At 27.9% G+C, this 24,565-nt stretch carries 21 protein-coding genes and 2 tRNA genes; 11 read left to right on the top strand and 12 right to left on the bottom strand.

Going from position 1 to position 24,565, the window contains the following annotated elements; all coding sequences use genetic code 4:
* Positions 1-2 precede the first annotated feature (2 nt).
* Positions 3-1,868 carry an MAG3240 family lipoprotein gene (locus DA803_RS06045; protein WP_114190779.1) on the bottom strand — a complete coding sequence of 622 codons (1,866 nt, stop codon included), beginning with the start codon at positions 1,866-1,868 and terminating at the stop codon, positions 3-5.
* 87 nt (positions 1,869-1,955) lie between these two features.
* Here DA803_RS06045 and DA803_RS06040 point away from each other — a divergent pair, with 87 nt between their 5' ends.
* Genes DA803_RS06040 through DA803_RS00955 form a run of 5 tightly spaced genes read left to right on the top strand, consistent with a single transcriptional unit; the run spans position 1,956 to position 6,952 of the window.
* Positions 1,956-2,888 carry a ZIP family metal transporter gene (locus DA803_RS06040; RefSeq protein ID WP_114190778.1) on the top strand — a complete coding sequence of 311 codons (933 nt, stop codon included), beginning with the start codon at positions 1,956-1,958 and terminating at the stop codon, positions 2,886-2,888.
* A 28-nt stretch (positions 2,889-2,916) separates the two neighbouring features.
* On the top strand, positions 2,917-5,364 hold the full coding sequence (locus tag DA803_RS06035) for an OppA family ABC transporter substrate-binding lipoprotein (protein ID WP_114190777.1): 2,448 nt from the start codon (positions 2,917-2,919) through the stop codon (positions 5,362-5,364).
* 7 nt (positions 5,365-5,371) lie between these two features.
* Entirely contained in the window at positions 5,372-5,875 is a 504-nt protein-coding gene (locus DA803_RS00965; RefSeq protein ID WP_114190776.1) for a variable surface lipoprotein, read from the top strand.
* 3 nt (positions 5,876-5,878) lie between these two features.
* On the top strand, positions 5,879-6,415 hold the full coding sequence (locus tag DA803_RS00960; protein ID WP_114190775.1) for a hypothetical protein: 537 nt from the start codon (positions 5,879-5,881) through the stop codon (positions 6,413-6,415).
* A gap of 18 nt (positions 6,416-6,433) precedes the next feature.
* Complete coding sequence (locus DA803_RS00955; RefSeq protein ID WP_114190774.1) at positions 6,434-6,952, top strand: hypothetical protein; 519 nt, start codon at positions 6,434-6,436, stop codon at positions 6,950-6,952.
* Between the two features lie 85 nt (positions 6,953-7,037).
* On the opposite strand, the gene DA803_RS00950 is transcribed toward DA803_RS00955, so the two are convergent.
* Both DA803_RS00950 and DA803_RS00945 read right to left on the bottom strand, forming a co-directional pair.
* On the bottom strand, positions 7,038-8,168 hold the full coding sequence (locus tag DA803_RS00950) for a helix-turn-helix domain-containing protein (protein WP_114190773.1): 1,131 nt from the start codon (positions 8,166-8,168) through the stop codon (positions 7,038-7,040).
* Positions 8,169-8,205: 37 nt separating this feature from the next.
* Positions 8,206-8,607 (bottom strand): cytidine deaminase, encoded by a 402-nt coding sequence (locus DA803_RS00945; protein WP_114190772.1) that lies wholly within the window; start codon positions 8,605-8,607, stop codon positions 8,206-8,208.
* Positions 8,608-8,766: 159 nt separating this feature from the next.
* On the opposite strand from DA803_RS00945, the gene rpsP reads away from it, so the two are divergent.
* Genes rpsP through rplS form a run of 3 tightly spaced genes read left to right on the top strand, consistent with a single transcriptional unit; the run spans position 8,767 to position 10,060 of the window.
* Positions 8,767-9,021, top strand: a complete 255-nt coding sequence (gene rpsP, locus DA803_RS00940; RefSeq protein WP_114190771.1) for a 30S ribosomal protein S16 — start codon at positions 8,767-8,769, stop codon at positions 9,019-9,021.
* Between the two features lie 12 nt (positions 9,022-9,033).
* Complete coding sequence (gene trmD / locus DA803_RS00935; RefSeq protein ID WP_114190770.1) at positions 9,034-9,714, top strand: tRNA (guanosine(37)-N1)-methyltransferase TrmD; 681 nt, start codon at positions 9,034-9,036, stop codon at positions 9,712-9,714.
* Entirely contained in the window at positions 9,704-10,060 is a 357-nt protein-coding gene (gene rplS / locus DA803_RS00930) for a 50S ribosomal protein L19 (RefSeq protein WP_114190769.1), read from the top strand. Before trmD ends, rplS begins: the two co-directional genes overlap by 11 nt.
* A gap of 88 nt (positions 10,061-10,148) precedes the next feature.
* Here rplS and DA803_RS06030 read toward each other — a convergent pair whose 3' ends face one another.
* A complete protein-coding gene (locus DA803_RS06030) occupies positions 10,149-11,147 on the bottom strand; it encodes a hypothetical protein (RefSeq protein ID WP_114190768.1) in 999 nt (332 codons plus the stop codon).
* A gap of 490 nt (positions 11,148-11,637) precedes the next feature.
* A complete protein-coding gene (gene tyrS, locus DA803_RS06025) occupies positions 11,638-12,882 on the bottom strand; it encodes a tyrosine--tRNA ligase (RefSeq protein WP_114190767.1) in 1,245 nt (414 codons plus the stop codon).
* A gap of 106 nt (positions 12,883-12,988) precedes the next feature.
* On the opposite strand from tyrS, the gene DA803_RS00915 reads away from it, so the two are divergent.
* The 3 genes from DA803_RS00915 to DA803_RS00905 all read left to right on the top strand — a co-directional run bounded on the left by DA803_RS00915 (position 12,989) and on the right by DA803_RS00905 (position 14,130).
* Complete coding sequence (locus DA803_RS00915; RefSeq protein WP_114190766.1) at positions 12,989-13,870, top strand: DegV family protein; 882 nt, start codon at positions 12,989-12,991, stop codon at positions 13,868-13,870.
* 94 nt (positions 13,871-13,964) lie between these two features.
* A tRNA-Thr gene (locus tag DA803_RS00910) sits at positions 13,965-14,040 on the top strand.
* 5 nt (positions 14,041-14,045) lie between these two features.
* Positions 14,046-14,130, top strand: a tRNA-Leu gene (locus DA803_RS00905).
* A 48-nt stretch (positions 14,131-14,178) separates the two neighbouring features.
* Here the strand turns inward: DA803_RS00905 and DA803_RS00900 are convergent.
* The 7 genes from DA803_RS00900 to DA803_RS06000 all read right to left on the bottom strand — a co-directional run bounded on the left by DA803_RS00900 (position 14,179) and on the right by DA803_RS06000 (position 24,424).
* The gene (locus DA803_RS00900) at positions 14,179-14,910 is read right to left on the bottom strand and encodes a triose-phosphate isomerase (RefSeq protein ID WP_277869741.1); all 732 of its coding nucleotides are present in this window, start codon (positions 14,908-14,910) and stop codon (positions 14,179-14,181) included.
* A gap of 16 nt (positions 14,911-14,926) precedes the next feature.
* On the bottom strand, positions 14,927-15,433 hold the full coding sequence (locus DA803_RS06020; RefSeq protein ID WP_114190764.1) for a hypothetical protein: 507 nt from the start codon (positions 15,431-15,433) through the stop codon (positions 14,927-14,929).
* 101 nt (positions 15,434-15,534) lie between these two features.
* Positions 15,535-18,030 carry an ATP-binding cassette domain-containing protein gene (locus DA803_RS06015; protein ID WP_114190763.1) on the bottom strand — a complete coding sequence of 832 codons (2,496 nt, stop codon included), beginning with the start codon at positions 18,028-18,030 and terminating at the stop codon, positions 15,535-15,537.
* Positions 18,023-19,174, bottom strand: a complete 1,152-nt coding sequence (locus DA803_RS00885; protein WP_114190762.1) for an ABC transporter ATP-binding protein — start codon at positions 19,172-19,174, stop codon at positions 18,023-18,025. The genes DA803_RS06015 and DA803_RS00885 overlap by 8 nt, the downstream gene beginning before the upstream one ends.
* A gap of 2 nt (positions 19,175-19,176) precedes the next feature.
* Positions 19,177-20,463: an ABC transporter permease gene (locus DA803_RS06010; protein WP_114190761.1), complete on the bottom strand. Its 1,287-nt coding sequence runs from the start codon at positions 20,461-20,463 to the stop codon at positions 19,177-19,179.
* 4 nt (positions 20,464-20,467) lie between these two features.
* Entirely contained in the window at positions 20,468-21,622 is a 1,155-nt protein-coding gene (locus DA803_RS06005; RefSeq protein ID WP_114190760.1) for an ABC transporter permease, read from the bottom strand.
* 21 nt (positions 21,623-21,643) lie between these two features.
* Positions 21,644-24,424: an OppA family ABC transporter substrate-binding lipoprotein gene (locus DA803_RS06000; protein ID WP_114190759.1), complete on the bottom strand. Its 2,781-nt coding sequence runs from the start codon at positions 24,422-24,424 to the stop codon at positions 21,644-21,646.
* Between the last annotated feature and the right edge of the window lie 141 nt (positions 24,425-24,565).

Raw genomic sequence — 24,565 nt, 5'->3', positions numbered from 1 at the left:
AATTATTTTCCTTTCTCAATTTTTTCAACATCAAAAAGTTTAGTAACTTCTTGACCATAACCTTTAAACCCATTTCAATATATATACACTGACTGATATTTCTTTTCATTTTCAGACTTAAAAGCTAAATCATCATCGGATGCAAAGCCCATAAAATCTAATCGTAAGTACGCCCTTCCGAATTGCGATTGTTCCGGAATGACATTGATATCAATCCGTTTCACTCCGCTATGAATCTTGCCTTTTTGGTTTTCTAAGGCATATGCTAGTAAATAGTTATTAAAATAAGCATTTAAGATTTTTAGTTGAAACGACTCATTTGTTAATTTAGCAGCTTCGTAATTACGACGACTATTATTATCTCAATATGAGAAAAGTTGTTCTAAATGTTCACCGGCTTTTTCAAGTAAGATTTGGAATGCTGAATCTTTATTGTTAGTGTTTAGAAAATCATCTAATTTAATTCCTTCAGGAGCTTCTTCAATTTTATTTTTAAAACTAAAGATATCACTAACTTGTACATCTTGTGGCTTAACATTTTTAGTAATCATTCCTTTTAGACGGTGACCATGATCATCAAAATTAGAACTAATTCAAGTAAAGTATTTCACACTATTATCTCATTTTGTTACCTTAACGGTTGCTTCAATTAGTTGGTTAGTATTAAAGTAGTTGGTAAAATTAAAATCAACAATTCGATATTCTTTGTCTTCACTTTGTTTGTGCTCTGGCACTGGAATATAGAAAAACTCATCTTTGAAATTTGAAAATAAGTACATTAACCCTTTGGCATTTCAATAATCAATTGATGTTGCCCCTTTAATAAAATAGTTAATATTATCAACGACGTTTAAATATTTTCCTCCGTTAATGTATAAAAGCGGGTTTGAAATATAGTCAGTAAATAAAGGATATTTGGTTTTTAGTTCTTGTCCAACACCAAATTTTTGAGCAGTACTGTAGTTTCTAAAATTATTAATATAATACTTAATTGATTTTTTGTCTGCCGGCATAATTGAATTACCATTTCAGTCTAAAATGTCATCAATTTCAAATTCAACATAATCAGTTGCTCCTGAATATGATGTTCTAACTTTCGCATTATTCCAATCAACGATAATTTTTTTGACATTAACATTAAATTTATTTAAGTAAAGTTCTAATAATTCTAAAAACAAGTTTTTTTGATCATCTTGCTTTAGTCATTCTTTTGCTTGAATGTATTGAGTTTGAAATAATGAGCTAAAAATTGTTCTCTTCTTTTCAGAATTAACAATAAATCTCCGGTTCATAATTGAAAAGTTAATATCAATATCACGGATAAAACGGAAAATAATTGTTTGAATATCGGCAAAATATGGTTCCCCCGATTGATTATAATCATGTTTATTTTTTTCAGCTAAAACTGAAAATCACTCGTCATTAAATCCATTGGCCGTATCAATTTGATCAAAAGTGTATGAATTTAAAAAATCAACAATATTACTTGGTTCATTACTTTCAATAATATTAAAATTATCAAATTGACTAAGCTCTTGTTTTCAGGAACTTCTATGAGGAAAATCTAATTTATATGCCATTTTTTCATTTTGATTTTTGATTAGCATTAAATTATTATTTTCCACTAATGCTGCATCAAAGTACTGCTTTTGATTATTAACATCATAGTAGTAGAAAATTTTTTCGTTATTATGAAGTGAAGCAATTTGTCCAATGCTTAATCGATTTAGGTAAACTCTTGAGATTTTTTGAATATCTAAATAAGCTGAAGTTTCAGCTTTTTGGGTGGTAGAGCATGAAATTGCAACCGGTAAAACGGCAGTAATTGGGGCCATTAAAATTAAAGGGTATAATCTTGTTTTTTTCATAAGTTATATAAATTTTATCATTTTTTATTGGCGTTAAATTAAAAAAATAATGTATAATTTGAAAATTGTAGAAGGAGTAAATCGATAATGTTTATTACTGCAGACCTGATTCCAGGTAATTTATACTTGCGTATATTCGTCAATCTTTTAATATACATTGCTATTCTGCTAATAGTTCCTACAATTATTCTTGGGATACTATCTGCTATTAAAGTGAAACCATCTAATAAAGGTAATATTTATTTATATGCCTTTTCGGCTGGAATGTTTTTAATGATTGGATCCGTCGGATTTTTGCAAGAAGCATTTACTAGAATGAAAAATAACCACAACTTGTTTAATAGTGATCTAGAATTTAACTTTTATACGGCCCTGATTATTGGACTAAGCTCCCTTATCGGACTAAGTTTAGTAATTTTAGGAAGATTTCTATTTGTTAAACTAGTTAAAAAATCAAATGTTAACATCCATAAAGATCATGAAGAACATTCACACTCAGATCACCTTATTTCTATTAAGGATATGGATAATCCCAAAGCTGCTTGACTTGCCATTATTATGATTCTAAGTCACAGAATCATTGACGGGATTTTTATTGGCTATTCTGTTTATTCACTAACTTTAGGCGGCATTGGCTACCGTTCAGCTCTTCCCCTACTAATTTCTTTTAATATTCACATTATTATTGAAGTAATTATTGTTTATTATCGTCAGATTCAGTATGGTGAAAAAAAGGGCAAGGCAATTTTATACAACTTTTTAACTTTCCTATTAATTATTCCATTTATGTTCATGGGAGCATTTTTAGGAGAACAATTTGACCTAACTAAATGACTAACTCCAGCACTATTTGCGATGGGTGGTTCAATTATTGTTTTTATGTCAGTTTTTGAACTTATTCCGGAGTTTATTCATGCCAGAAACCAAAGTTCAAAAATTCTCTATACGACGTTTTCATTATTTGCCTTAGCAATTGTGTTAACGATTATTGTACTAAGTTTTCATGGCCATGTCGTATAAAAAATAATGAAATTAAAGGAGGCATAATATGAAGAATATCAAGAAAATATTTTTAAAGTTAGTGTTGCCACTAACGACATTAGCACCGCTAGTGGCGCTAAGTTGTGAAAAAAATAATTTCAATCAAAATAAACGTGTCTTTATTGACTATGCAAATTATGCCAATGACTACAATTCATTAGCGACATTCCAACCCAATTCAGCTTCGGATAATATCAAAAAAATTAACTTGATGACTGAAGCAAAATTACTACGAATTAAAACCAAAGAACAACCGCAAATTGATTTTAGGGATAGTATTGTCATTAAGCCAACTGAATTAAACTATCAACTTGAATATGCTAAATCAATCCAAGTTAAAATTGGTAATGAAAATAAATTATTTACTACCGATGAAATTGATGAAGTTTCATATGATCTTGAAGATAAACCTAAACCAAATGTTTTTTATCCAAAAAAAGACAAAGGAAATGGTTTTAACTTACCTTATTTATTTATTCCTTCATCAAAGGAAAACTCAATTAACCATTCAAATTTTTTAGCATCATTAAATAAAAGTAATGGTTTCAGTATTACTATCGACAGCACCCGTGGTTTTTGAGTGGATTATAAAGGAAATTACACAGCTAAAACATTTATTAGTGCAAACGACTTTAAACTAAATATTCTAAAAGTCGCTTTGCTAGATCAAGAATTTAGAGATAAATGGTTAGATAACCATAAACTAGTTTTGACCGATGAGCAAAAATTACTAATTAAACAAAACCAATCACTTTTTAACAATAATTTTATTTCTTATCTAAATTCGTATCACATTGACCTAAATAAATTGCTTAATTTTCAGTCAGAAACCCTAGATTTTTATACTATCAATGATGAGCAACGTGACTTAAGTGACTTTTTTAAAAATATTTTTCTATATACGAATTATGTCGATGCGATGCCATATCAATATATTCAACTAAAATACGGTTCTGTTCAAAATCAAATTGATTGACTATTTGACTATGCTTCAAATTATCAAAACCGTTTGTATTCATCTTATTATTTCATATCAGCAAATGAAAGTAATGAGATTAATTTAGTTAGAAATAAAGATTACCGGCCACCTGAAAATGATTTAGAAAAAATCACCATTAAATACAATTCAATTCCCATCTCAACTTCAACTTTTGGAACACAGATGTATAATGCTTTTTCACAAAATATTGTTTCATCACTAAACTTTAATACTCTTGATGTTAACCAAAAACAGGAAATTTTAACTCAGTATACTCAATATAACATTAGCTATAGCCGAGAGATTAAAAAATACCAACCTCACAATAAAATTATTAATAATTTACTTCCAATTGCACAAGAACACTATTTCAACAATACTTTTAGTGAACTTTACTATGGTGTTAAACTAAATGAATTGAATGAGCAACTTAGTTTTGATAAAATTACTAATTCGAATGCCTTAATCTTTAGGTCATTAATTAACAACCTAATTAATCAATATGGTTTAATCGAAAAAAATGATGATATTTGGTTAAGCCAAGCACCGGAGGATATTAATATTTTGGCCACCAGTTCGGGAATAAATTACCATTTTCTACGTGATGCACTAATTAATATTTCAAAACCATATGTCGCATTAGAAAATAACAATAACCAAATCCAAATAGTTAAAAATAACTACCAATTTAAAAATAAAGATTATGCCAATGAAATTAATAATCACAATATTTCAAATAAATTGAGAGCACATAATTATCAAATTATTCAAAAACATTTAAATCGAATAATTGAAGACTACTATCAAAAAAATCCAAATGCTGAAGATATTAAATTTGACATTCCCATCAAAGCTTTTGCCATTAATGCTAATCTGCGAAATATTATTGAAAAAATTAGTTCAATATTTAGTCAAATAAATCCTCATCTTAAACCAAACATTGTGCTAATTGATAATTTTGATCAATACGAAGAATATTTTTTGAAAAATAAATCAATTTACAAAGAGAATGATTTTACCCTACTTAAAGCTAATACCCAAGAATTTATTCTCTCAGAAATATTATCAGAAAACACCAACATTTTATTCTTTATTAGCAGCTTAGATAACTACCAATTTAACGACCAACAAATTTTTAAAGAAATGAAAAAATATTTAGCATTTCTTAAAACAAATAATCTAAATTTTAATGCCAAAACTATTAAAGAATTTAGCAGTTTTTTTAAGAAAAATAAACAACAAATTAACAATCTAACTATTAATTACTTAGAAAAATTAAAACTTGAAGATAACATTAACTTTATTAATGATATTAATAACACAATTTCCTATGTTATATCATTTGAAAATCAAATTGCCAATGAAACCTTCGATAAAATTATTTACCAAAAATTTATCAAAAAGCCAATTGCTTTTGATGGTCTTGACTATTTTCAAGATATATTAGTAGATCCAAACAATGAGAAAGGAATATAATTTCAATATGAAAAAGAAAAATTTATACGGGCTTTTAGGAATCATTCCATTTGCGGCAATTCCTGTTGTTGCTATATCATGTGATAATCCATTTAATCGTGATAGAAACCAACGTAATACAAATCAAGGAGATGATCTAAAAAGACTACTTTTAAATGGTGCCCAACTTGAGAAAATTAAAAATGAATTTGAATTTTCATTAACTAAAGAGGGCAAAAAAGTTAGTAGATCATCAAAACTAATGGATGTAATCAATGAACTAAATAAGAAATATGAAAAATTCTCTTCAGATAGAAAGGGTGACAAAATTAGAGAAGATGCTGAATTTAAAAAATATTTCCTTTTGGATAAACCTGATATCTCAAAAATTAGTCAAAGTCATCGAATTGATATTAAATTTAAAGTTAACGAAATGACAAGAAGTGTTGAACTATACTATGATGTAATTTGTTTTGACTATCAAAACTATCAAGAAGCAAAAGATGAAGTAGTTAAACTAGAAGGGAATTAGTTTATGAAATTAAGTAAAAAAATGACAATAATTACACTAGCAACGGCCACCATTGCTATTGCTCCTATTGTGATTTTAACAGCTCTATCTGATATTAAAAAAAATAATAGCATTAAATTATCATCAACAGCACCATGTCCTTGTGGTAATTTAGCTCACCATTTTGTTGCCGAACACGTTAGTTTAATGTCCGCATCAAAACTAGAAAATATTTATGAAAAAACTACCTTAAAATTAACCGAAAAAGGTAAAAAAACAAATATTAATGACTTAAAAGTTATTTTAAAAAAACTAATTTCTCAATATTCATCAAATCAAGACCATACAAAACTAATTAATGATAAAATATTTATGAAATACTTTTTAGTAAATTTACCTAATCAAAAGGATTTTGCTAATCATTATTTCGAGTTTGAAATCAAGATTTCGGATGATAAAAATTCCAAACATCCTATATATTTAGAATATAGAATTAGATCACTAAATATTATTAACAATAGTCATCACCCTATTGAAGATATTAGACAAGTATACTTATAAGATTTAAGGGAGGCAGATATGAAAGCAAAAAAAATATTTTTATCATTTTTGCCAATTATTGCAGTTGCTCCATTAATAGCAGTATCATGCACTAATGAAAAAGCTAATGATACAAAAAAAATAACTAACCCACGAATTAATTTTAATCAAAGGGTAAAAGGTTATTTAAGCACAAGTCAATTAGACTATATAAAAGAAAGTTTTGAATTTAGAGTTACTAAAGAAGGTAGAAAACTTTCTTGGCCAGAAAGAAATGAAATTATCAGTTCATTAATTGAAAAATATAAAAAATTTGATAATCCTAAAAATCCAAGCAGTGATCCAAATCACGCTTATGAAAGGATTATAAAAGACGAAGAATTTACAAAATATTTTGAATTCAAAATGGGAGCAAAACGCAATATTTGAGGACACCCTTTAAAAGTTTATTTTAACTCATCTGATAGTAGTAATGTTCCCTTTATAAGTTTTTCAATTTATTGCCCTGATCTTGGTATGGCATTAGAAAAAACTGATACAGTTAAATTAGAGGTTTAATTCTACAATTTAAATTATTTAATTTTAAAAAGCTAGTTTTGCTTGGGCATTACTAGCTTTTATTATTTAATTTTGATTTTATTTTTTATTCGGGTCAAGGAATTATTCTAACTTCACCTTCATCTTTTTCCGAATTTTTAATATCTTCTGTTACATTTAATTCTTCGAAGGCAACATATTGATATTTATCTTGTAATGGAATCCAAAAAGTACTGATATCAACATTTGTATTTTCTTTTTTTGCCTTAATAAAATCATTTTGCGCTTTAATTGCTTCTCCAATAACATTATGATATACATTCTTTTTAGATTTTATAAAAGATTCATACTCCTTTGATAATCTTTCATCAATTTGATTTTCATCATAATTTGGAAAATAACAATGAACTGTTTCATGTAATAATGAGTAAAAAATATAAGCCTCAGAATGAAACATATCTGATAAAAAAATGTATCTTCTTGATCCTTTTTTTAAAGTAATAGCATTTATTAAACTATTTTCTATAAATGGCATTGTCACTAAAACAATTCCCTTTACAACTAAAGAATCTTTAATCATAGCAATCTTTTGCTCGAATGTTAAATTCGTGTTGATAATTATTTTTAAAATTTTCCTAAAGCTAGTTTGAAACATCAATTTTCTAAATGATCCAAAATTTTCAATTTTATTATTTGATAGAGCTAGTAATTCACAAAATCTTATCCAAATTTTGGTGTTTGGATTTTTATAATGCGATTCATCAGCTAAAACATGCTCTCTCAAATAATCATTGTAGTATGATAATTTAGACACTCCATAAAAGCGTTTAATCATCATTAACTTAATGTGTGCTGGAGTAGATTCATATATGCTTATATTAGCAGCTATCGCTAGTTCAGGATGTTCAATTAAAAAGTTAACTCCAAATTCAGTTAATGTTTTTTCAATATTTTCTAATGTATAGGCATTTCTAAAATTAGAATATACATGGTAAACTTCTGTCAATGTTCCAGTTTCAAGTCGAAATACATATTCTAGTGCTTCTAATACGGATACACTCACATCAATAACGTTGTTTTGTAATATTGAATTAATGTGCTTAATACTTAGACCTAATCTTAGAGCTAACTCTTTTTGCGAAATTGAATATTTATTTAAATAATATTTAATTTCGTCAGCAAAATCTTTGCCATGAGTTTTTATATGCTTCATATCGCATACATGTTGTTCTGCCATTATTAATTACCTCTTCACCTAAAGTAGAATATAAATTTTAGTGATTTACAATACTACTTTCTACAATCGCATTTGGAAAAACGTCTTTTAATGTATATTTTCTTTTATCTTTTAAATCGTTGTCATATAAATAAACAATTCCATCAGGTTTTAAAAATTGTGCAATAACTTGTAAACAAGAACCACATGGAAATAAAACGTGATTTAAATTACTAATTATGTGAATTTCTTTAAATGAGCCTACTTTTGCACCGTAAGCAACAGAGCCAAATAGTGCTGATCTTTCAGCACATAGTCCGCTTGGGAATGCTGGATTCTCACAATTAACTCCATAATATTCTTGGTTATCTTCAGTTACAGCTAAGGCAGCAACTTTTACATTTGAATATGGCGAATATGCATATTCTAGTTTATTCTTTAATATATCTATATTTTTCATACTTATATTTTATAACATATTTCTTAAAATAAAATAATATTAATTTTTAGCAAAGATCCAAATTTTTTTTAAAGTGTCAAGTAATTTTACTTAACATTAAAAATATGTGGTAAAATAATCTCGTCATTAAATTGCTAAAACTTTTAGAAAGGAAATATTATGGTTAAATTAAGATTAAAAAGAACTGGAAAAAAATTCTATGCAACATATAAAATTGTTGCTGCTGATGCAAGAAGTTCACGTGATGGAAAATTCATCGAAGAATTGGGATACTATGACCCTCATAAAAAAGATTTAAATCTAAAAAAAGAATTAATTGCTAAATATCTATCAGAAGGTGCAAAACCAACTGATACTGTTAAAACATTACTAAAACAAGATAATTTTTACGCTAATTATTTATCAAAAAAATAATTTAATTTGAATATGAAAATAAACATTTTAACATTATTCCCAAAATACTTTGAAGCATTTTTAAATGAAAGTATTATCGCAAAAGCAATAAAATTAGGTCACATCGAAATTAATATTATTGACTTTAGAATGTTTTCGAAAGATAAACATGGCAAAGTTGATGATACTGTTTATGGTGGAGGAGATGGAATGCTTTTACAAGTTGAACCGATTGATTTAGCGCTCCAACAAAATCCTAATGCTTATAAAATCCTGCTAAGTCCACAAGGAAAAGTGTTTAATCAACAAAAAGCTCATGATCTATCAAAATATCAAGAAATTACATTAGTATGTGGAAGATATGAAGGTTTTGATGAAAGAGTATTGAATTTTGTTGATGAAGAACTTTCAATTGGTGATTATGTATTAACTGGCGGTGAAATTCCAGCCATGGTAATTGCCGAAGCTGTGGCGCGTTTGGTTCCTGGCGTATTGCGTAAATCAAGTCATGAAAATGAGAGTTTTGAAGGGGAAGATGGTTTACTAGACTATCCGCAGTACACAAAACCAGCCGTGTATAAAGGTCTGGAAGTTCCAAAAGTACTTCTTAGTGGAAACCACGCTTTAATAAAAAAATGAAGAGAAGAAAATGCTTATTTAAAAACTTTAAAAAATCGTAAAGATATTATAGAAAGGAAAAAACATGAGAGCTAAATTATTAGAATTAGTGGAAAAAGATCAAATTAGAAATGACCTTCCTCAAATTAGAGAAGGTTATAATGTTAGAGTCCATGTCAGAATTAGAGAAGGCAATAAAGAAAGAATTCAAGTATTCGAAGGTCTAGTTATTGCCGCTTATGGTGAAGGAATTAATAAATCAATTAGAGTAAGAAAAGATTCATACGGAATTGGTGTCGAAAGAATTTTCAAAATTAATTCACCACTTGTTTCAAACATTGAAGTAATTCGTAGAAACAAAGTTAGAAGAGCTAAATTATACTACATGAGAGATCTTAAAGGTAAAAGCGCTAGACTTAAAGAAATCAAAAAAACCAAATAATAATGGTATAAAAATAATCAGCATTAATAATGTGCTGATTTTTATTTTAATTTAGTGTAAATGAATTGTTAATTTCAAATATTAATGTTTATTTGTTTATCTCTACATTTTGAGTATTTGAATTTTTAATTATTCTTGGAACAAGGGGTAAAAAGATTATAAAGCCACCCATAATATAACTATATGCTAAATAAATTGCGATATTATTGGCATTTATCAAGTTAATAATCATAAAGGCAACATAAATTGCTACTATTAGTGAATAAAGAATAGGCTTAATAACTTTTTGCGACAGTACAGTTTGAAGCTTTGAAATTTTTAATGTTAAAAAAGCTAATATACAAGTGGCAATTGTGAAGATAATTAAAATGCTATATGAAATAATAATATAATTCGATAAGTTAAATTTTGATTCTGGAATATTTCTATAACATTCCATACCTATTTTTCGCTCATCAGTCTTACAGTTATGTTGTCAAATGCTATAGTGAGCATTTACTTCGGCAAAAATAATGAATGAAATCATTAATAAAACTAATAAATTGATAGTACTAATGAATATTGAATAATCCTTTTTTGATTCACTTGCCATTAAAGTAATTTTATTTCTTGAATAAAGTAGTGACATACTAAATCTATAAACGTTATACAACAAATAATAAATGGCAATTATAATATTGACAATTAATGTACTCAAATAATAAGAATTACGAAGTGATGCACTGCTAAGACCGATGGCAATTGCTGAGATTATAATTGCAAAACCCAAACTAGTTGCGGCAGCCGGAATATTTCTACAAAGATCCAATTTTCTTTTTATTTCTCTTTTTTTGATAAATGTAAAAGCAAAAAATAATAGTTCCGAGATGACAAGCAGTGATAAAAAAGCAATGGTAAAATATTCAATATATAAACTCGATTCAAATGCTTCATAAAATGGTATTTTTTTGCCAAAAATTAAATAACTATTGGTTGCGGCTGTATTTCTGATAAACAAGATATTAAAAATCACTAATAAGGAGAGTGATAGAAAACCAATTTTTAAAATTCGATAAGTATCATTTGCAAAAAATGTTTTTGGTTTCATTTTAATTTTCCTTTCATTTTTTTATTTATTTGTTAGGAATTTTGATTTTAAATAAAACCTAGAATTAATTTAATTTTTTAACTTATAAATTTACATAGAACGGTGTTTTTTGATATTCTAAGAAAAGATCCTAAAATCAACTTTACATTTTCTAAACATAAGCTAAAAATTGGTTTATCAAATTATCAAAATTCTCAATTAATAAATTAAATTTGCATACTTTTATATTAACATATAAATTTTAAAAATTAAATTTTAATAATTGATTTAATTAATATTAACTTTATTAATAAACAAAAACTATAAAAATATTGTTATTTTCTTAAATTAACAAATTTAAAGAAAAAGAAATTATTTTAAAATTTGACATTTTTTTAAAAAATTCTTATTTTTTAATAGCTTTTTGATAAAAATAAAAATAAAAAAAATAAGTTAGAACATAACTTGCTTTAAATTTATTTTAGTTGAATAACTACATCAATAAATAGCATTATTTTATCAAACTGTTTTTTAGAATAATAAATTCTTTTTTACCTTTTTTTAATAAAGCATATTTTTGATTGTATTTATTAAATTCAATTATTGAATTTTCATCTTCAATAATTTTACCGTCTAATTCGTATGATTTTTTAGCAATGAATTCACGAATTTCACGATTTGAAAGTGATATTCCTGAAGATTTAATAAAATCGATAAATTTTTCTTGATGAGACGGTAGTTCATATACTTTAAGAAAACCAAGAAGCATCTCAATGTCTTCTAAATTAAGAGTAGCATGCTTTGAAAATAGTGCTTCACTAATTTTGATGCAATGATTTGCAATATTCCGTGAATGAATATCTTTAACAACTTCATAAGCAAGCGTTTTTTGGGCAATTCTTTGTTTTCTATCAAGATTATGATTTGCAATAATTTCATCAATTTTATCAATATCTAAAAAAGTTAATCATTTTAAATATTCCTCAATTTTCACATCACTTTGATTTAATAAAAATTGATAAATTGCATAAGGAGATGTCATATCTTTATTAAGTCATAAAGAACCGCCACCGGTACTTTTTCCAAATTTTACACCATTTTCATCGACTAGTAAATTAGTTGTAATCGCAAGAGCATCTGCATTTTCACCGTATAATTTTCTAATCATTTCAAGTCCGGTTGTAATATTACCTCATTGATCTGAGCCACCAAGTTGGATTTTTACATTATTTTTTTCAAATAAGGTTTTAAAATCTCATCCTTGAATTAATTGATAGCTAAATTCAGTAAAAGTCAGACCTGATGACAATCTTGTTGCAATACTATCTTTTTCTAGTAGATAATTGACATTAATTAATTTTCCAATTTTTCTTAGAAAATCGATTAATGTTCAATTTTGATAGAATTCATAATTATCGATAACTTTCAATTCGAATGATTCAAGTTGTTTTTTAATGGCTATTTTGTTTTTTTCAAGTGTTAAATTATCAAGAAATTTACGCTCACTATTTCTAAAACTGGGATCGCCAATCATTCCGGTGATTCCCCCGAGAATAGCAATAGGTTGAAAACCATATTTTTTAAAACGAAGTAATGAAACTATTTGGATATAATTGCCTAAGTGCAAACTCTCGGCTGTCGGATCAAAACCACTATATACCCCAACATTATTTGTTAATTTATAAAATTTTTCTTCACTTGAAATATTATTAAAAACTTTGCGTTTTTTTAGGTCAATTAATACATTTTTTTCCATTGTTTTCCTTTGGTTTTTTAACTAGATTTATTATTTAAATAAATAAAATACATATCATATTATAATATATCTATTTAATATTACACAAGATATTGGAGGAGAGAAAATGAAAATTAAAATAATTATAGATTCATCAGCTGGTCTTTCAAAAAAAGAAGCTAATGATTTTGGATGAGATATGTTGCCAATGCAAAGTGAAATTGACAAAAAGATTTATCAAAATGGCGTGGATATGAATGTTGATGAGTTTGAAAAGATTTGAGATAATAACAAAAAAGTAGAAACCTTAACATATGCTACACCTCCAGGCATTTCAGAAAATACTGTCAATAAATATTTAAATGATTATGACAAAATCATTATTTATGGCATATCAACTGAATTATCATCACAAGTTCCAAACATAACTCAATTATTTAAAGATAATAAAAAAGTTCATGTTGTTCAATCAAAAAAGATTTCATATTTAATAGTTAGAGACTTATTATTATTTGAAGAAAGTATAAAAAATGGGGAATCACTAGAAAATGCGATGAAAATTTTTGATCAACCACATGAAAGATTATTACTTATTCCCAAATATAATGATGCTTTAGTTAAAGGTGGTAGACTATCTAAAACAGCTGCCGCCATCGCTAAATTATTGAAAATTGTTCCAATTATTAAACTAGAGAATGGAATTTTAGAAAAAGATAGTATTGGTCGGGTATTTTTAAAATCAATTGAAAAGCAAATAAAAGATATGGCTGATAAGATTAATAAAAACGATCCCGAAATGCATTTAATATTTATTCATGCTAATAGTAGCGATTTAGATTATTTAGTTAAAATATCTAAAGAAATTGTCGGCAATAAAGTTAAACTAATGAGTATAAAAACTTCACTTGATATTGCCATTCATGCTGGCATTGGCGCAGTATGTATTACCATTGCTAAAATTAAAAGTTCAATTCAAGACAAATTCTATCAAATTGGAAAACTTCATTAATAATTAAATTTTGTTAGTTTTAGGCTAACAATTTTTATTATTTTTTTTGAGAAAAAAAATATTTTTTTTATATAATAATAAAGCAATGTAACAAGCCGTTTTAGCTCAGTTGGCAGAGCAACTGACTTGTAATCAGTAGGTCGTAGGTTCAAGTCCTATAAACGGCACCATATATGCGCGAGTGGTGAAATTGGCAGACACGTTAGTTTTAGGCACTAATGCTCCATGGCGTGAGGGTTCAAGTCCCTCCTCGCGTACCATATCAGGAAACTGACAAAAAAACAAGATCAATAATTGGTCTTGTTTTTTTATAAAATTTTTGACAATTCAATAAAATCGTCAGGATTTATAGCAGATGTGCCAACTAAGAAGCCAGAAAGATTTTTAATTTTTGCCATTTCTGAAATATTAGTTTTACAAACCGATCCACCATATAATATTGGGATATTTTTATTAGTTAGCTTTTGAATTAAGTTAACAATTTTTTGAATATGTTCATTTTTTGGAATAATTCCATTTCCAATACAATATACCGGTTCATAAGAAATTAATAAATTATCAAAAATATCGATATTTTTTAGGGCAATTTCTAGCTGATTTTTAATCACATCTTCAGTTTTGCCCCCGATAAATTCTTCATAATTTTCACCAATACATAAAATAGCTTTTATTTTGGTTTTTGCTAATAATGCTAATTTTTCGTTTATTAGTTCATTATTTTCATTAAATAAACAACGACGTTCGCTATGTCCAATTAAGACAAAATCAAGACCTAGTTCTTCAACACTTTTAATGGATACTTCACCAGTCAATGCTCCTTTAATTTTGTGAGCAATGTTTTGTGTGCCTAATCAAAATTTTCGATCGGGGTATTTAGTAGCCAAAGAAATTGCATCATGTGAAAATGCCATTCCTAATTTTACATTCGGATTAACCACTAAGTTATCATAACCTTCAGAAATTTTTTCAAGGTATCCTTTACTTTCTAGATATGTTAAATTCATTTTTAAATTTCCAATTAAATATTTCACTTTGTTCACCTCTTTTGCAAATATTTTACCATCTAATTTTTAAGATGAAAAATGGAATTAAAATTAAAAATGCTAAAACAGAAATAGCAATTAGTAGATAAAAGCATAAATTATTAGTTTCTTTGTATTGTCGATTTTTTGCTTTGTTATTAAGCTCTTTATCATACTCACGTCTTTCTTGATTTAAGATTTTATCTCGTTCGGCTTGAGTCATTAAATTAGTATATTTATTTTTAGCACGACTATGAATTATTCGACTACGGTTTAAATCAATAAGTGGTTTAAAAAGTCCCCTACCAAGTCCTTTTCGAACTAAAACAATTAAAACATTTAAGGCCAATGATATTCCAAATGAAACTGTAATTGCTGTTTGTCAATCTTTTTGGTTTTCACCTTTATATGCAAAACGAATAACAAATATTAAGGTTATGTAAAATATTGCGGATAGAGAAAAATAGGTTATGGTACCAGGTGTTCAACCATTTTTTCAGTAATCTTTAATTCTGTTTTTAAATGTTGTTTTTGTTTTCATTGTTAATGTATATATTTTATATTAAATCCTTTATTTTATAATTAAGATTATTAATTAATATAAAAATGCACAAACACGTGCATTTTCACAAAATTTATATTTTAGTATTTTCTTTTATAAGAAGAATCCATTCATTCTTTTACTTGTTCTTTTGTTCCATATATGTAATGATCTTCTTCAACTTTAAAGATTTCTGGAATATTAGGAAATTGTTGAGCATCTAAATAATCTAAAGCAAATGAGACATTCTCAAATTTTTCATTAACATTTGAAATTTTTGGAATAGCTTTGAATAAATTAATAGTATATGGATGAACTGGATTTGAATAGATTGATTCAGTTTTTCCTTTTTCAACAATTTTACCCAAGTGCATTATTTCTACTTTATCAGCAATATATTCAATCATACTCAAGTCATGGGCAATAAATATTAAACCAATGTTTTTCTTTAAACATAACTCTTTTAACAGGTTAACAACTTGAGCTTGAATTGAGATATCAAGTGAAGCAATTGGTTCATCGGCAACAATTACTTTTGGCTCTGTTATTAGCGCTCTAGCAATAACAATTCTTTGTAATTGTCCACCACTAAATTCGTGTGGATAACGATAAGCAAATTGTTTTAGTAGACCAACATCTTCTAGAGATTTGTAGATTATAATTTTGCTTAATAAATCAGAGATAAGAAGTTTTGCGATTGGAAAGGCAAAAATGCTATCGAAGAAATTATATCTTTCTTTTCATTTTGAATCTTTAGAACTTACTTGAATGTTTTGTTCAACTCATTTTAAATCAATTCCTAACAATACATAAATACTTTTAATATCGCGTTTTAAATATTTCTTTTCAATATCAAAAGATTTTAATGTTTCTTCTTTTAAAGAAATATCAGATTCGTACATTTTTAAAGACAGTGATAAATCTTTTTCATATCTCTTAATTAAATCATTAGCCGCCTTAATAGCTTGAGCATTCTTTTTGATATCCTCTTTAGTAGCTGATAGTGAAGCAATTTTCGCTTTTGCCGCATCAATTTTTTCTTTTTCAAGTAAATTTACATATTTGAAAAATTCTTCCTTGAAAAATTCATATTTTTTATTACAAAAAGTTTGTTTATTAACAAGATCTTGGTAAATTGCATTTTGCTTATTAATCTTGTCATATAAATCTTTAATTTTTTCTTTGTATGAAACTAACATTTTTGAACGTGCAATTTCATATTTTTCTTCAACTGTTTTAGTCTTTTCAAAGAATTTAACTAAATCATCTTTTGTGTTTTTAGGAGCTTCTTTGATTAACATACTTTGTTTAACTTCATCAATTTTAGCAGTTTTTTTAGCGAACAATTTATCTCAATTTGTTTTTTCCTGATTTGAAGATTTTTTATGTTTATCAAATGAAAACTTAAATTCATTTTCTAATAGGCCATGAATTTTTTGTTTTAAGTCTTTTGAGAATTTTAAATCTTGTAAATGTTTTGAATAAAATTCTTTACTATACTGATTTAATTTGTTTGAAATTTCTCGTACTTCTTCGAACCGAATATAAGGACATAATGATTTAATATGTTTTAAGATTTTCGCTTTCTTTAAATATAGTAATTCATTTTTTAGATTGTATGAATAAAAATCTAGATCAGTTGCCATTAATCTCGAAATATTAATTAAGCTAGCTTCACGTTTATTTTCATTAATAAAGTTTACGAATGTATTAATATTTTCATTTCTAAGTTCTTTAAGTGATTGTTTTAACTCTTTTAATTCATCTTTTAATTTTTTTAGTTCTTCTCTTGCTTTAATTTCTTTAACCGAAACCTTGCTTAACATAATTTCTTTTCGAATAAGTTCTTTTGCTCGAGTGTAATCTAATTCGACTTTTTCAAGTTCATCATTACGATATCTTTTTTGCATTTGATAGTAGTAGTCAATCAATTGTGAAGTATTAGAGTACATTTGGTTAATAATTAAACTCTCCACATTTTGACGTTCTTCTAAATATCCGAAAAATAATGTGAAATTATCTTCTTTTGATAAATCAGTATCAAATTTCATTTCTTGAAATTCTTTTACTCATTTATTAAATAGTGGTTTTGCTAAACTATTGATTTCAATTAAGTTTTGAAGCTCAAGTTGCATTGCTTGAATTTGAAATGAATATTTAAAGGCTTTTTTAACTTCTAATCAATCTTTGAAAATATCACTAATTTTGCTTTTCAAGATTCCATTAACGACTAAAGGTTCTTTTAAAATAGTGTAAATATTTTGTTGACCATTTAAAGAAGCGTGTGGATCCTGAAAAATCATTTGAACATTTTTTCTTAAAAATTTATTTAATTGTGAACTAATTTTTTTACCAGAAATTATTTTGTCCTCTAAACGCACGAACCCGTTATATTCATCATATAATCTTAAAATTGTTCGTCCAACAGTTGTTTTACCTGAACCAGATTCACCAATTAATCCAATTATTTCACCTTCATGTAAATCAAAAGAAACACCATCAACAGCTTTATTTATATAACCTTGACTAATAAAATATTTTTTTAGATTATCTATCGATAAGATAACTTTTTTGTTTTCTTCTTTTCTATTATCCATTTTTAAATGCCTTCTTAAATAATTCTAAACGTTTTGTTAATTCTTTTGATAGTGTAACTTTTGGAGCATCAGGGCTTAGAAGTCATGTTGCTGCTGCATGAGTTTTAGTAATTTCGATTAATGGTGGTTCTTTTAGAAAATCAATTTCTAAAGCGTAATCATTTCTTGGTGCAAATGGATCTCCTAGCGGTAAATTTGCCATGTCAGGAGGAGTTCCTTTGATATTATAAAGTTTTTCATCCTTTGATTCAGGGATCGCACTAATTAGTGCTCAAGTATATGGATGAGCCGGAGCTGTGAAGATTTCTTCTTTTAGTCCTCTTTCGACAATTCTACCGGCATACATTACATAAATATAATCACAAAATTTAGCAATAACTGAAATGTTGTGGCTAATTAGAATGATTGAAATTCCCATTTTTTGTCTAATATCCTCAAAAAGAGCTAGAACGCTGGCTTGAACAGTTGGGTCAAGAGCAGTTGTTGGTTCATCAGCGATAATTAAATCCGGTTTTAAGGCAACAACCATGGTAATAACAATTCTTTGCTTCATTCCACCTGATAAAGTGTGAGGATATGAACCAAAGATTTTTTCGGCTTCACGTAATCCAAAAGTTTTTAGCAATTGGATCAAATATTCTTTTTTTTCTATATATAACTTATCTTTTCAATCTTGATTGTTGTTTAATGCATCAAGCAATTGTGCTCCAACTTTTCTAGTTGGATTTAAACTAGTTAGTGGGTCTTGGGGAATATAACCTATTTTTTGACCACGAATATATTCTCATAATTTTTGTTTTTTAATATTTGTTAATTCATACTCATCAATTTGAATTTTATCAGCACTAATAATACCATTTTCGTTGACATTAATTAAGGTTTTTGATGTAACAGATTTACCAGAACCTGATTCACCAACAAGTCCAACAATTTGACCACGGTGAACATCTAAATCAATCCCACGGACAATATGAATACTTTTCTTACGTCCTTGTAAAAAGCTAACATGTAAATTTCTAACTTCAAGAATTTTATCATCAGGCAGTTTTTGAACTTTAATTCCTGTTAGAGCGATTTCCTTTTTTTTGTTTTTATATAAAGTTTTTTTATCGTCTTGAACTAAATTAGTTTCTTTGGATTTCATAATTATTTTCTTCCTTTTCTAATTACTTTTGGATCAAGGGCATCATGAATTCCTAGGGCAATAAAGTTTAGTGATAATGAAAGAAGTAGAAGAATAATGGTTGGTAAGGCAGTTATTCAAAGGTTTGAACCTGATTCGGCTGATGCTTCAATTAACATTTGACCTAAGTTAATATCTCCATCTTCTCTAAAGAACCCTAAGAAGGCTAGTGAAGCAATTCATAAAATTACACCTGGGACAGATTTAACTAATGAGTTGGCGATTTTCCCGATAATTGCTGGTAGAGAGTGAACAAAGATTTGACGGCCAGTTGATGCACCGATTGCCTTAGCAGCAGTGATGTATTCTTCATCTTTAACTGTGATAACAAATAATCTGGTTATTCCTACAAATCCTGGTCATCCAACGATGGTTAGGGCTAAAATTAATGCTCATTCCTTTGCTCCCAAAATAGAAACAAATAATAAAATTCAAATTAGTGTTGGTGGTGAAGTGAAAATTCCAATGATACGCATAACAATAGTATCGATTAATTTTCCGGCATGGAAACCTAAAAATGCTCCAATTGATATTCCGATTAATCCTTCTAATAAAACTACAATTAAAGCGATTTTTACCGCTCTTCATGTAGCATATCATGAAGTTGTTCAAATATCATATCCAGTTGAAGAAGTTCCTAATAATACCTTTGAATAAATCGCAGTTTGTTTAGCGAATTCTGCTTGAATATCAGCATCAGTTAAAACTCTTCCGGCATTTTTTGCATCATTAATAACTTGGTTAATGTGTGCCGCAATAACTAGTGAATAGGCGTTGTAGTTAACTTTAATACTTGATGAGCCTGGCACTAGTTCATATTTAAACGATGAAAGAAAAAAGTCTAATCATTGTTTATACTGGGGATCGACCTTCGCTTGCTCAGAGATATTCTGTCAAAATCTAAAAGTATTATCATTGGTAGAGTCTAAAACTAGTTCAACATTTGGTTGGTAAAATGGTGGTAGTGATCGCACATAATCTGATCCAGTTATTTTTTCTCGTGCTACAAACGATGATGCAGCAGGAATAATAAGTGATACCAAAATTATTGTGATAAAAACAAATAATGAGATTAATACAATGGGATTTCTAAAAAATCTTTTTAAAACTTCAACAATTAATTTTTTTGGTTTCCCAGCAATAGAAGAAGTTTGCTGTTTGTCTTTTTCAGCAACAAAAATAAATTTGGATGCTAAGGTATTACTAATTTTGTATTTTTTGTTAAATGTTCTAATTAATTGATCATCCATAATTTTATTTAACTCCTTCCGTATGATTTGTATTCGCAGATTGTTTTGCAGCCTCCAATTTATAGAAATCTTTGGCTAATTTTCTTCTTTCTAAATAAGCTTTGAAGAATAAGTAGTAGTTTTTTCTGCTTGCCGAAGCATATTTAATTTTTGGATCTAATAGTACAAATGAAACGTCAACGATAATTTCGGCAATTAATGCTATGAAAGTAAAGAATAGTGTTGAGAACATAACAACAAATATTTCTCCACTTGGGAAGGCACTAACGATAACGCTTGATGTTCCTGGTACTTGTCAGTATTTTTCAATGATAATTGAACCTGATAGTAATCCAATAAATGATCCAAAGGTTAATGAAAATAGTGGTATTGATATATTTCTTAAAACGTATTTAAAGAAAATTTGTGTTGGGTTAAGTCCCTTGGTTTTAGCAATCAGTACATAGTTTGATGTCAATACTGAGATTACTTGGTTTCTTGTGTATGTAACATAAGCTGCCAATGATGATAATGAAAGGACAATAATTGGTGGCAAGTATGCTAAAAATACTACACCAAATGGTTGATCGCCGATTCGCGGTACAACAGCCGAAATACCAAGTTTAATTGAAATTGTTATGGCAATAGGGGCAATAATAAATGATGGAACAGCGATAAAGAATAAAACAAATAAGTTTGAAACGTTATCAAATCATTTTCCACGTTTATATCCCGCAAAAACTCCAATTGTTATCCCAAGAATTGTACTAATAATAAATGTTGGCAATGTGATTAGTATTGTATATCTTAATGGAGTAAAGAATAATTGACTCATGGTATGGTAGTTTGATGGGTCGGGGTTATTAGCTGGGTTAATTACAAAACCAAAGTCACCTTTAGTAAATATATTTCCAATATAAATGAAATATCTTACAAATATTGGAATTCTTTCCCCTGGCGTTCCATCCGCATTTGCATATCTAAGTCCATTATCTACTTCGAGACGATGGAGAATCGCCTCAATTGTTCCACCCTTGTTATTAGGATTATTAAATTCTTTTTCTGCCAATTGCTGCACCGGATTTGGACCGAATGCGGCAATCAATATGAAGACAAAGAAAGAAATAATGAAAAGGGTTATAATAGCAAATAAGATCCGTTGCCGAATGTATCTAAACATGTTTTATACCTTTCTTAATTCTTAATTTTTTTTAATTCTTCAATCTTGATATACATATGAAGCTGAACCTGTAGCGTTCGGAACTATGTAACTACTATTAATTAATTGTTTACCATAGACATCTCTACCTTTAGAAATACCAAAGCTGAAGTCAAATGGAATAAATGTTGCTAATTCTTGCATTAATTGTGTTAATTCTTCATTGGTTTTGCTACGGTTAAATTGTAATCAGAAGACTGATGATCATGAATATGGTTCAGTAATTGGTTTATTATTATCTTTTGATGTAAAAGCTTTTAATTTACCATCTTCTTTAACTGCTTCATATACACCTTTATCATTTTTCTTAAATTCATATTGTGATATTACAATTGGTAATTTTGGACCAATTCATTTAGTTTCGACTTTATCTAAATCTAGAAATGGAATTGCAAAGTTTGTTGGGTTTTTATTTTCGTGTTCAACAACTGCTTCAGCAAGTTCAGCAATTTTTGGAAATGCTGCTTTGAATTTTTCATTTTTATCATTATGAATTTTAACTAATGTCGGAATTAATCCTGCTGCTCACGATAAACCATCATAAGAGCTACCTATTCCATTATAATCATTTGATCATGACACAATTTGTGAACCGTTAACACCATCAAATCTTCAGGTTTGAAATTGTGGATTTGTAGCATCACTAAAGTATTTAACTTCTAAATCAATTCTTGGGTTCAATTCTTTAATAACATCTATAACATCTTTTCAACCTTTTTGCAAGTTATCTGGAGCTGCAACAAATGGAAATAAATATGATATTTGAAATTTTTGGTTTGCTAAAGTTGGATTATCTTTATCAAATTTTTCAATTAATCTTTTCATTTCGGCTTTTAATTTTTCAAAACCGGCCGATTTTAGTTTATCACTAGTGTTCGATTTATCTTTAACGGCTTCCTCATTTTTTGAAGGTCTTAATGATTTTCCTAAATCAGAACCAAAATCAATTAATTTACCGTCAGCATCAATTGCTGATAAACCATTAATTATATCCGCAACATCCTCAGCAGTTTTATTTTTGGCCGTGCTTTGGTCGCTACCATTAATGTTTGCACCATCAGGCACTTTAGCAACTCATGATTGTGCTTGACCTGAACTTGTATTTGAAGCATAGGTATCTCAGTTAATTGCTGCATTTAAAATTGTTCTAAAGCTCAATCCTGTTCCGGAAATAAATGTTTTAGCATCGGTTTCGCCTTCTCTAATTTGTTGAACAGTTTTTCCTCACATCATTTTAGCATATGCGTCATTAAATCCATAAGTGGTTAATCCCGAGTTAACAAAAGGAGTTGCAACCATTCTATAATATGGAGCTTTATCATTTTTTCTTCTGATTTGTCTTAACCCAAATTTCTTAGGATTTCTAGCAATTTCACCCTTTTGACTAGTTGATAATGTTGAATAAGCAATATCAGATACTGTTCCTTGAATATATTTGTGATATGATGTATCTGAGAATAATTTTGGTTCAATTGGTGATGATTGGTATAGATAAACAATCTCTTCAATTGTATCATCAGCCTCTACTCATGATTTTTCTCAATAGTGAGTATTTTTTTTCATTATTTGACGTGAATTTTGAGCTTCACTTAAATAATATGGTCCAGCATACAATGTTGATTCTTGTGAGATTCCATATCAGTAAATTCCAGCAAAATAAGCAAGTTTACTATGGTCTAATTTTTCGATCTCTTCTCTAATTTTGACTTCATCAGCAGGTGAAACTTTAACACCAGTAAAGTTAGTTATAAATTGTGACTTTGTGTTGTTAAGATCATCAATATATTGTGAAGGAGCTGGCATAAAGGTATAGTCTCCATCAATAATTAATTTGTCAAAGAAACTTGAGAATTGTGTTTCTTTATCTTCCATTCCTTCAAAAGTAATTGATTCTTTACCTTTATATGTATCTGCTTGATCAGCAATCTTTTGAATAAACTTTTCTTTTTCAAAAAAGCTATCAACTTTAATACCAAACAAGGTATATAGATAATCATTACTAAATGATTCATCTGATGAATATATTCTACTATTTGGTTCAAATAATTTTCCACGAACTAAATCATCAAGTTCTTTTGAACCTCCACCTTTTCCTGGATTGTTTCTAAATTCATCATTTAATGAATATGTTCTAAGTCATGAGTATCAGAAGTCTTTTGCAACTATTTGATATTTTGTTTTTTCACCTTTACTATTTACTCAATTTAAATCATCTTTTAGCACAATTTGAAACTTCTTTGCGGTTTTTAGTTTTTCAGTAAATTTAAGACTGTTAACTGATCGTTCGTTAGTTGATGTTAATTGAACTGTTGCATCACGGTAGTATTTTCTACCCTCAGGTGATGTTGAATCTGGTGCTGGTTCAGGACCAACATCGTCACTATCAAAAACATTAACTTCTCCATTTTTATCAGTTAAAACTAATGCCTTAGCTAATTCAAGACGATATCTTGAAAAAGTAGGTTTTTGGACGAAAATTTTAGGTTCATTGCCTACTATTTCATTAAATATTTCTATTTCATTTAGTGGTTGAACTCTAATTAATTCTCCCCCTGTATACTGTCATGTCTGACCACTAGAATATGAACCGAATGATCTCGATGCATCAAATGCGTAGGCTTGATTAATTAGTGGTGTGTTATATTCAAACACATATTTTTTATTTAAAGATACTGGTTTAACACATGACGCCGATATCAACGGGATTGCCGTTGCTGCGAGTGTGGATATTCCAAATATTCATGCTTTTAAATTTTTTTTCATTTTATTTGCTCCTTATGGTAATTTCTAAATTTGCTAAAATATACAAAATAATTATAATTTAATTTCCTTATTTGTTAATTTGATAATGCTATTTATCTAGCTACAAAATATAATAATTTGCAATTTTATTTGTAATTTTAT

This window comes from [Mycoplasma] phocae, assembly GCF_003332325.1.
GTDB classification, from domain to species: domain Bacteria; phylum Bacillota_I; class Bacilli_A; order Mycoplasmatales; family Metamycoplasmataceae; genus Metamycoplasma; species Metamycoplasma phocae.
This window is presented reverse-complemented; position numbering and strand designations above follow the sequence as displayed.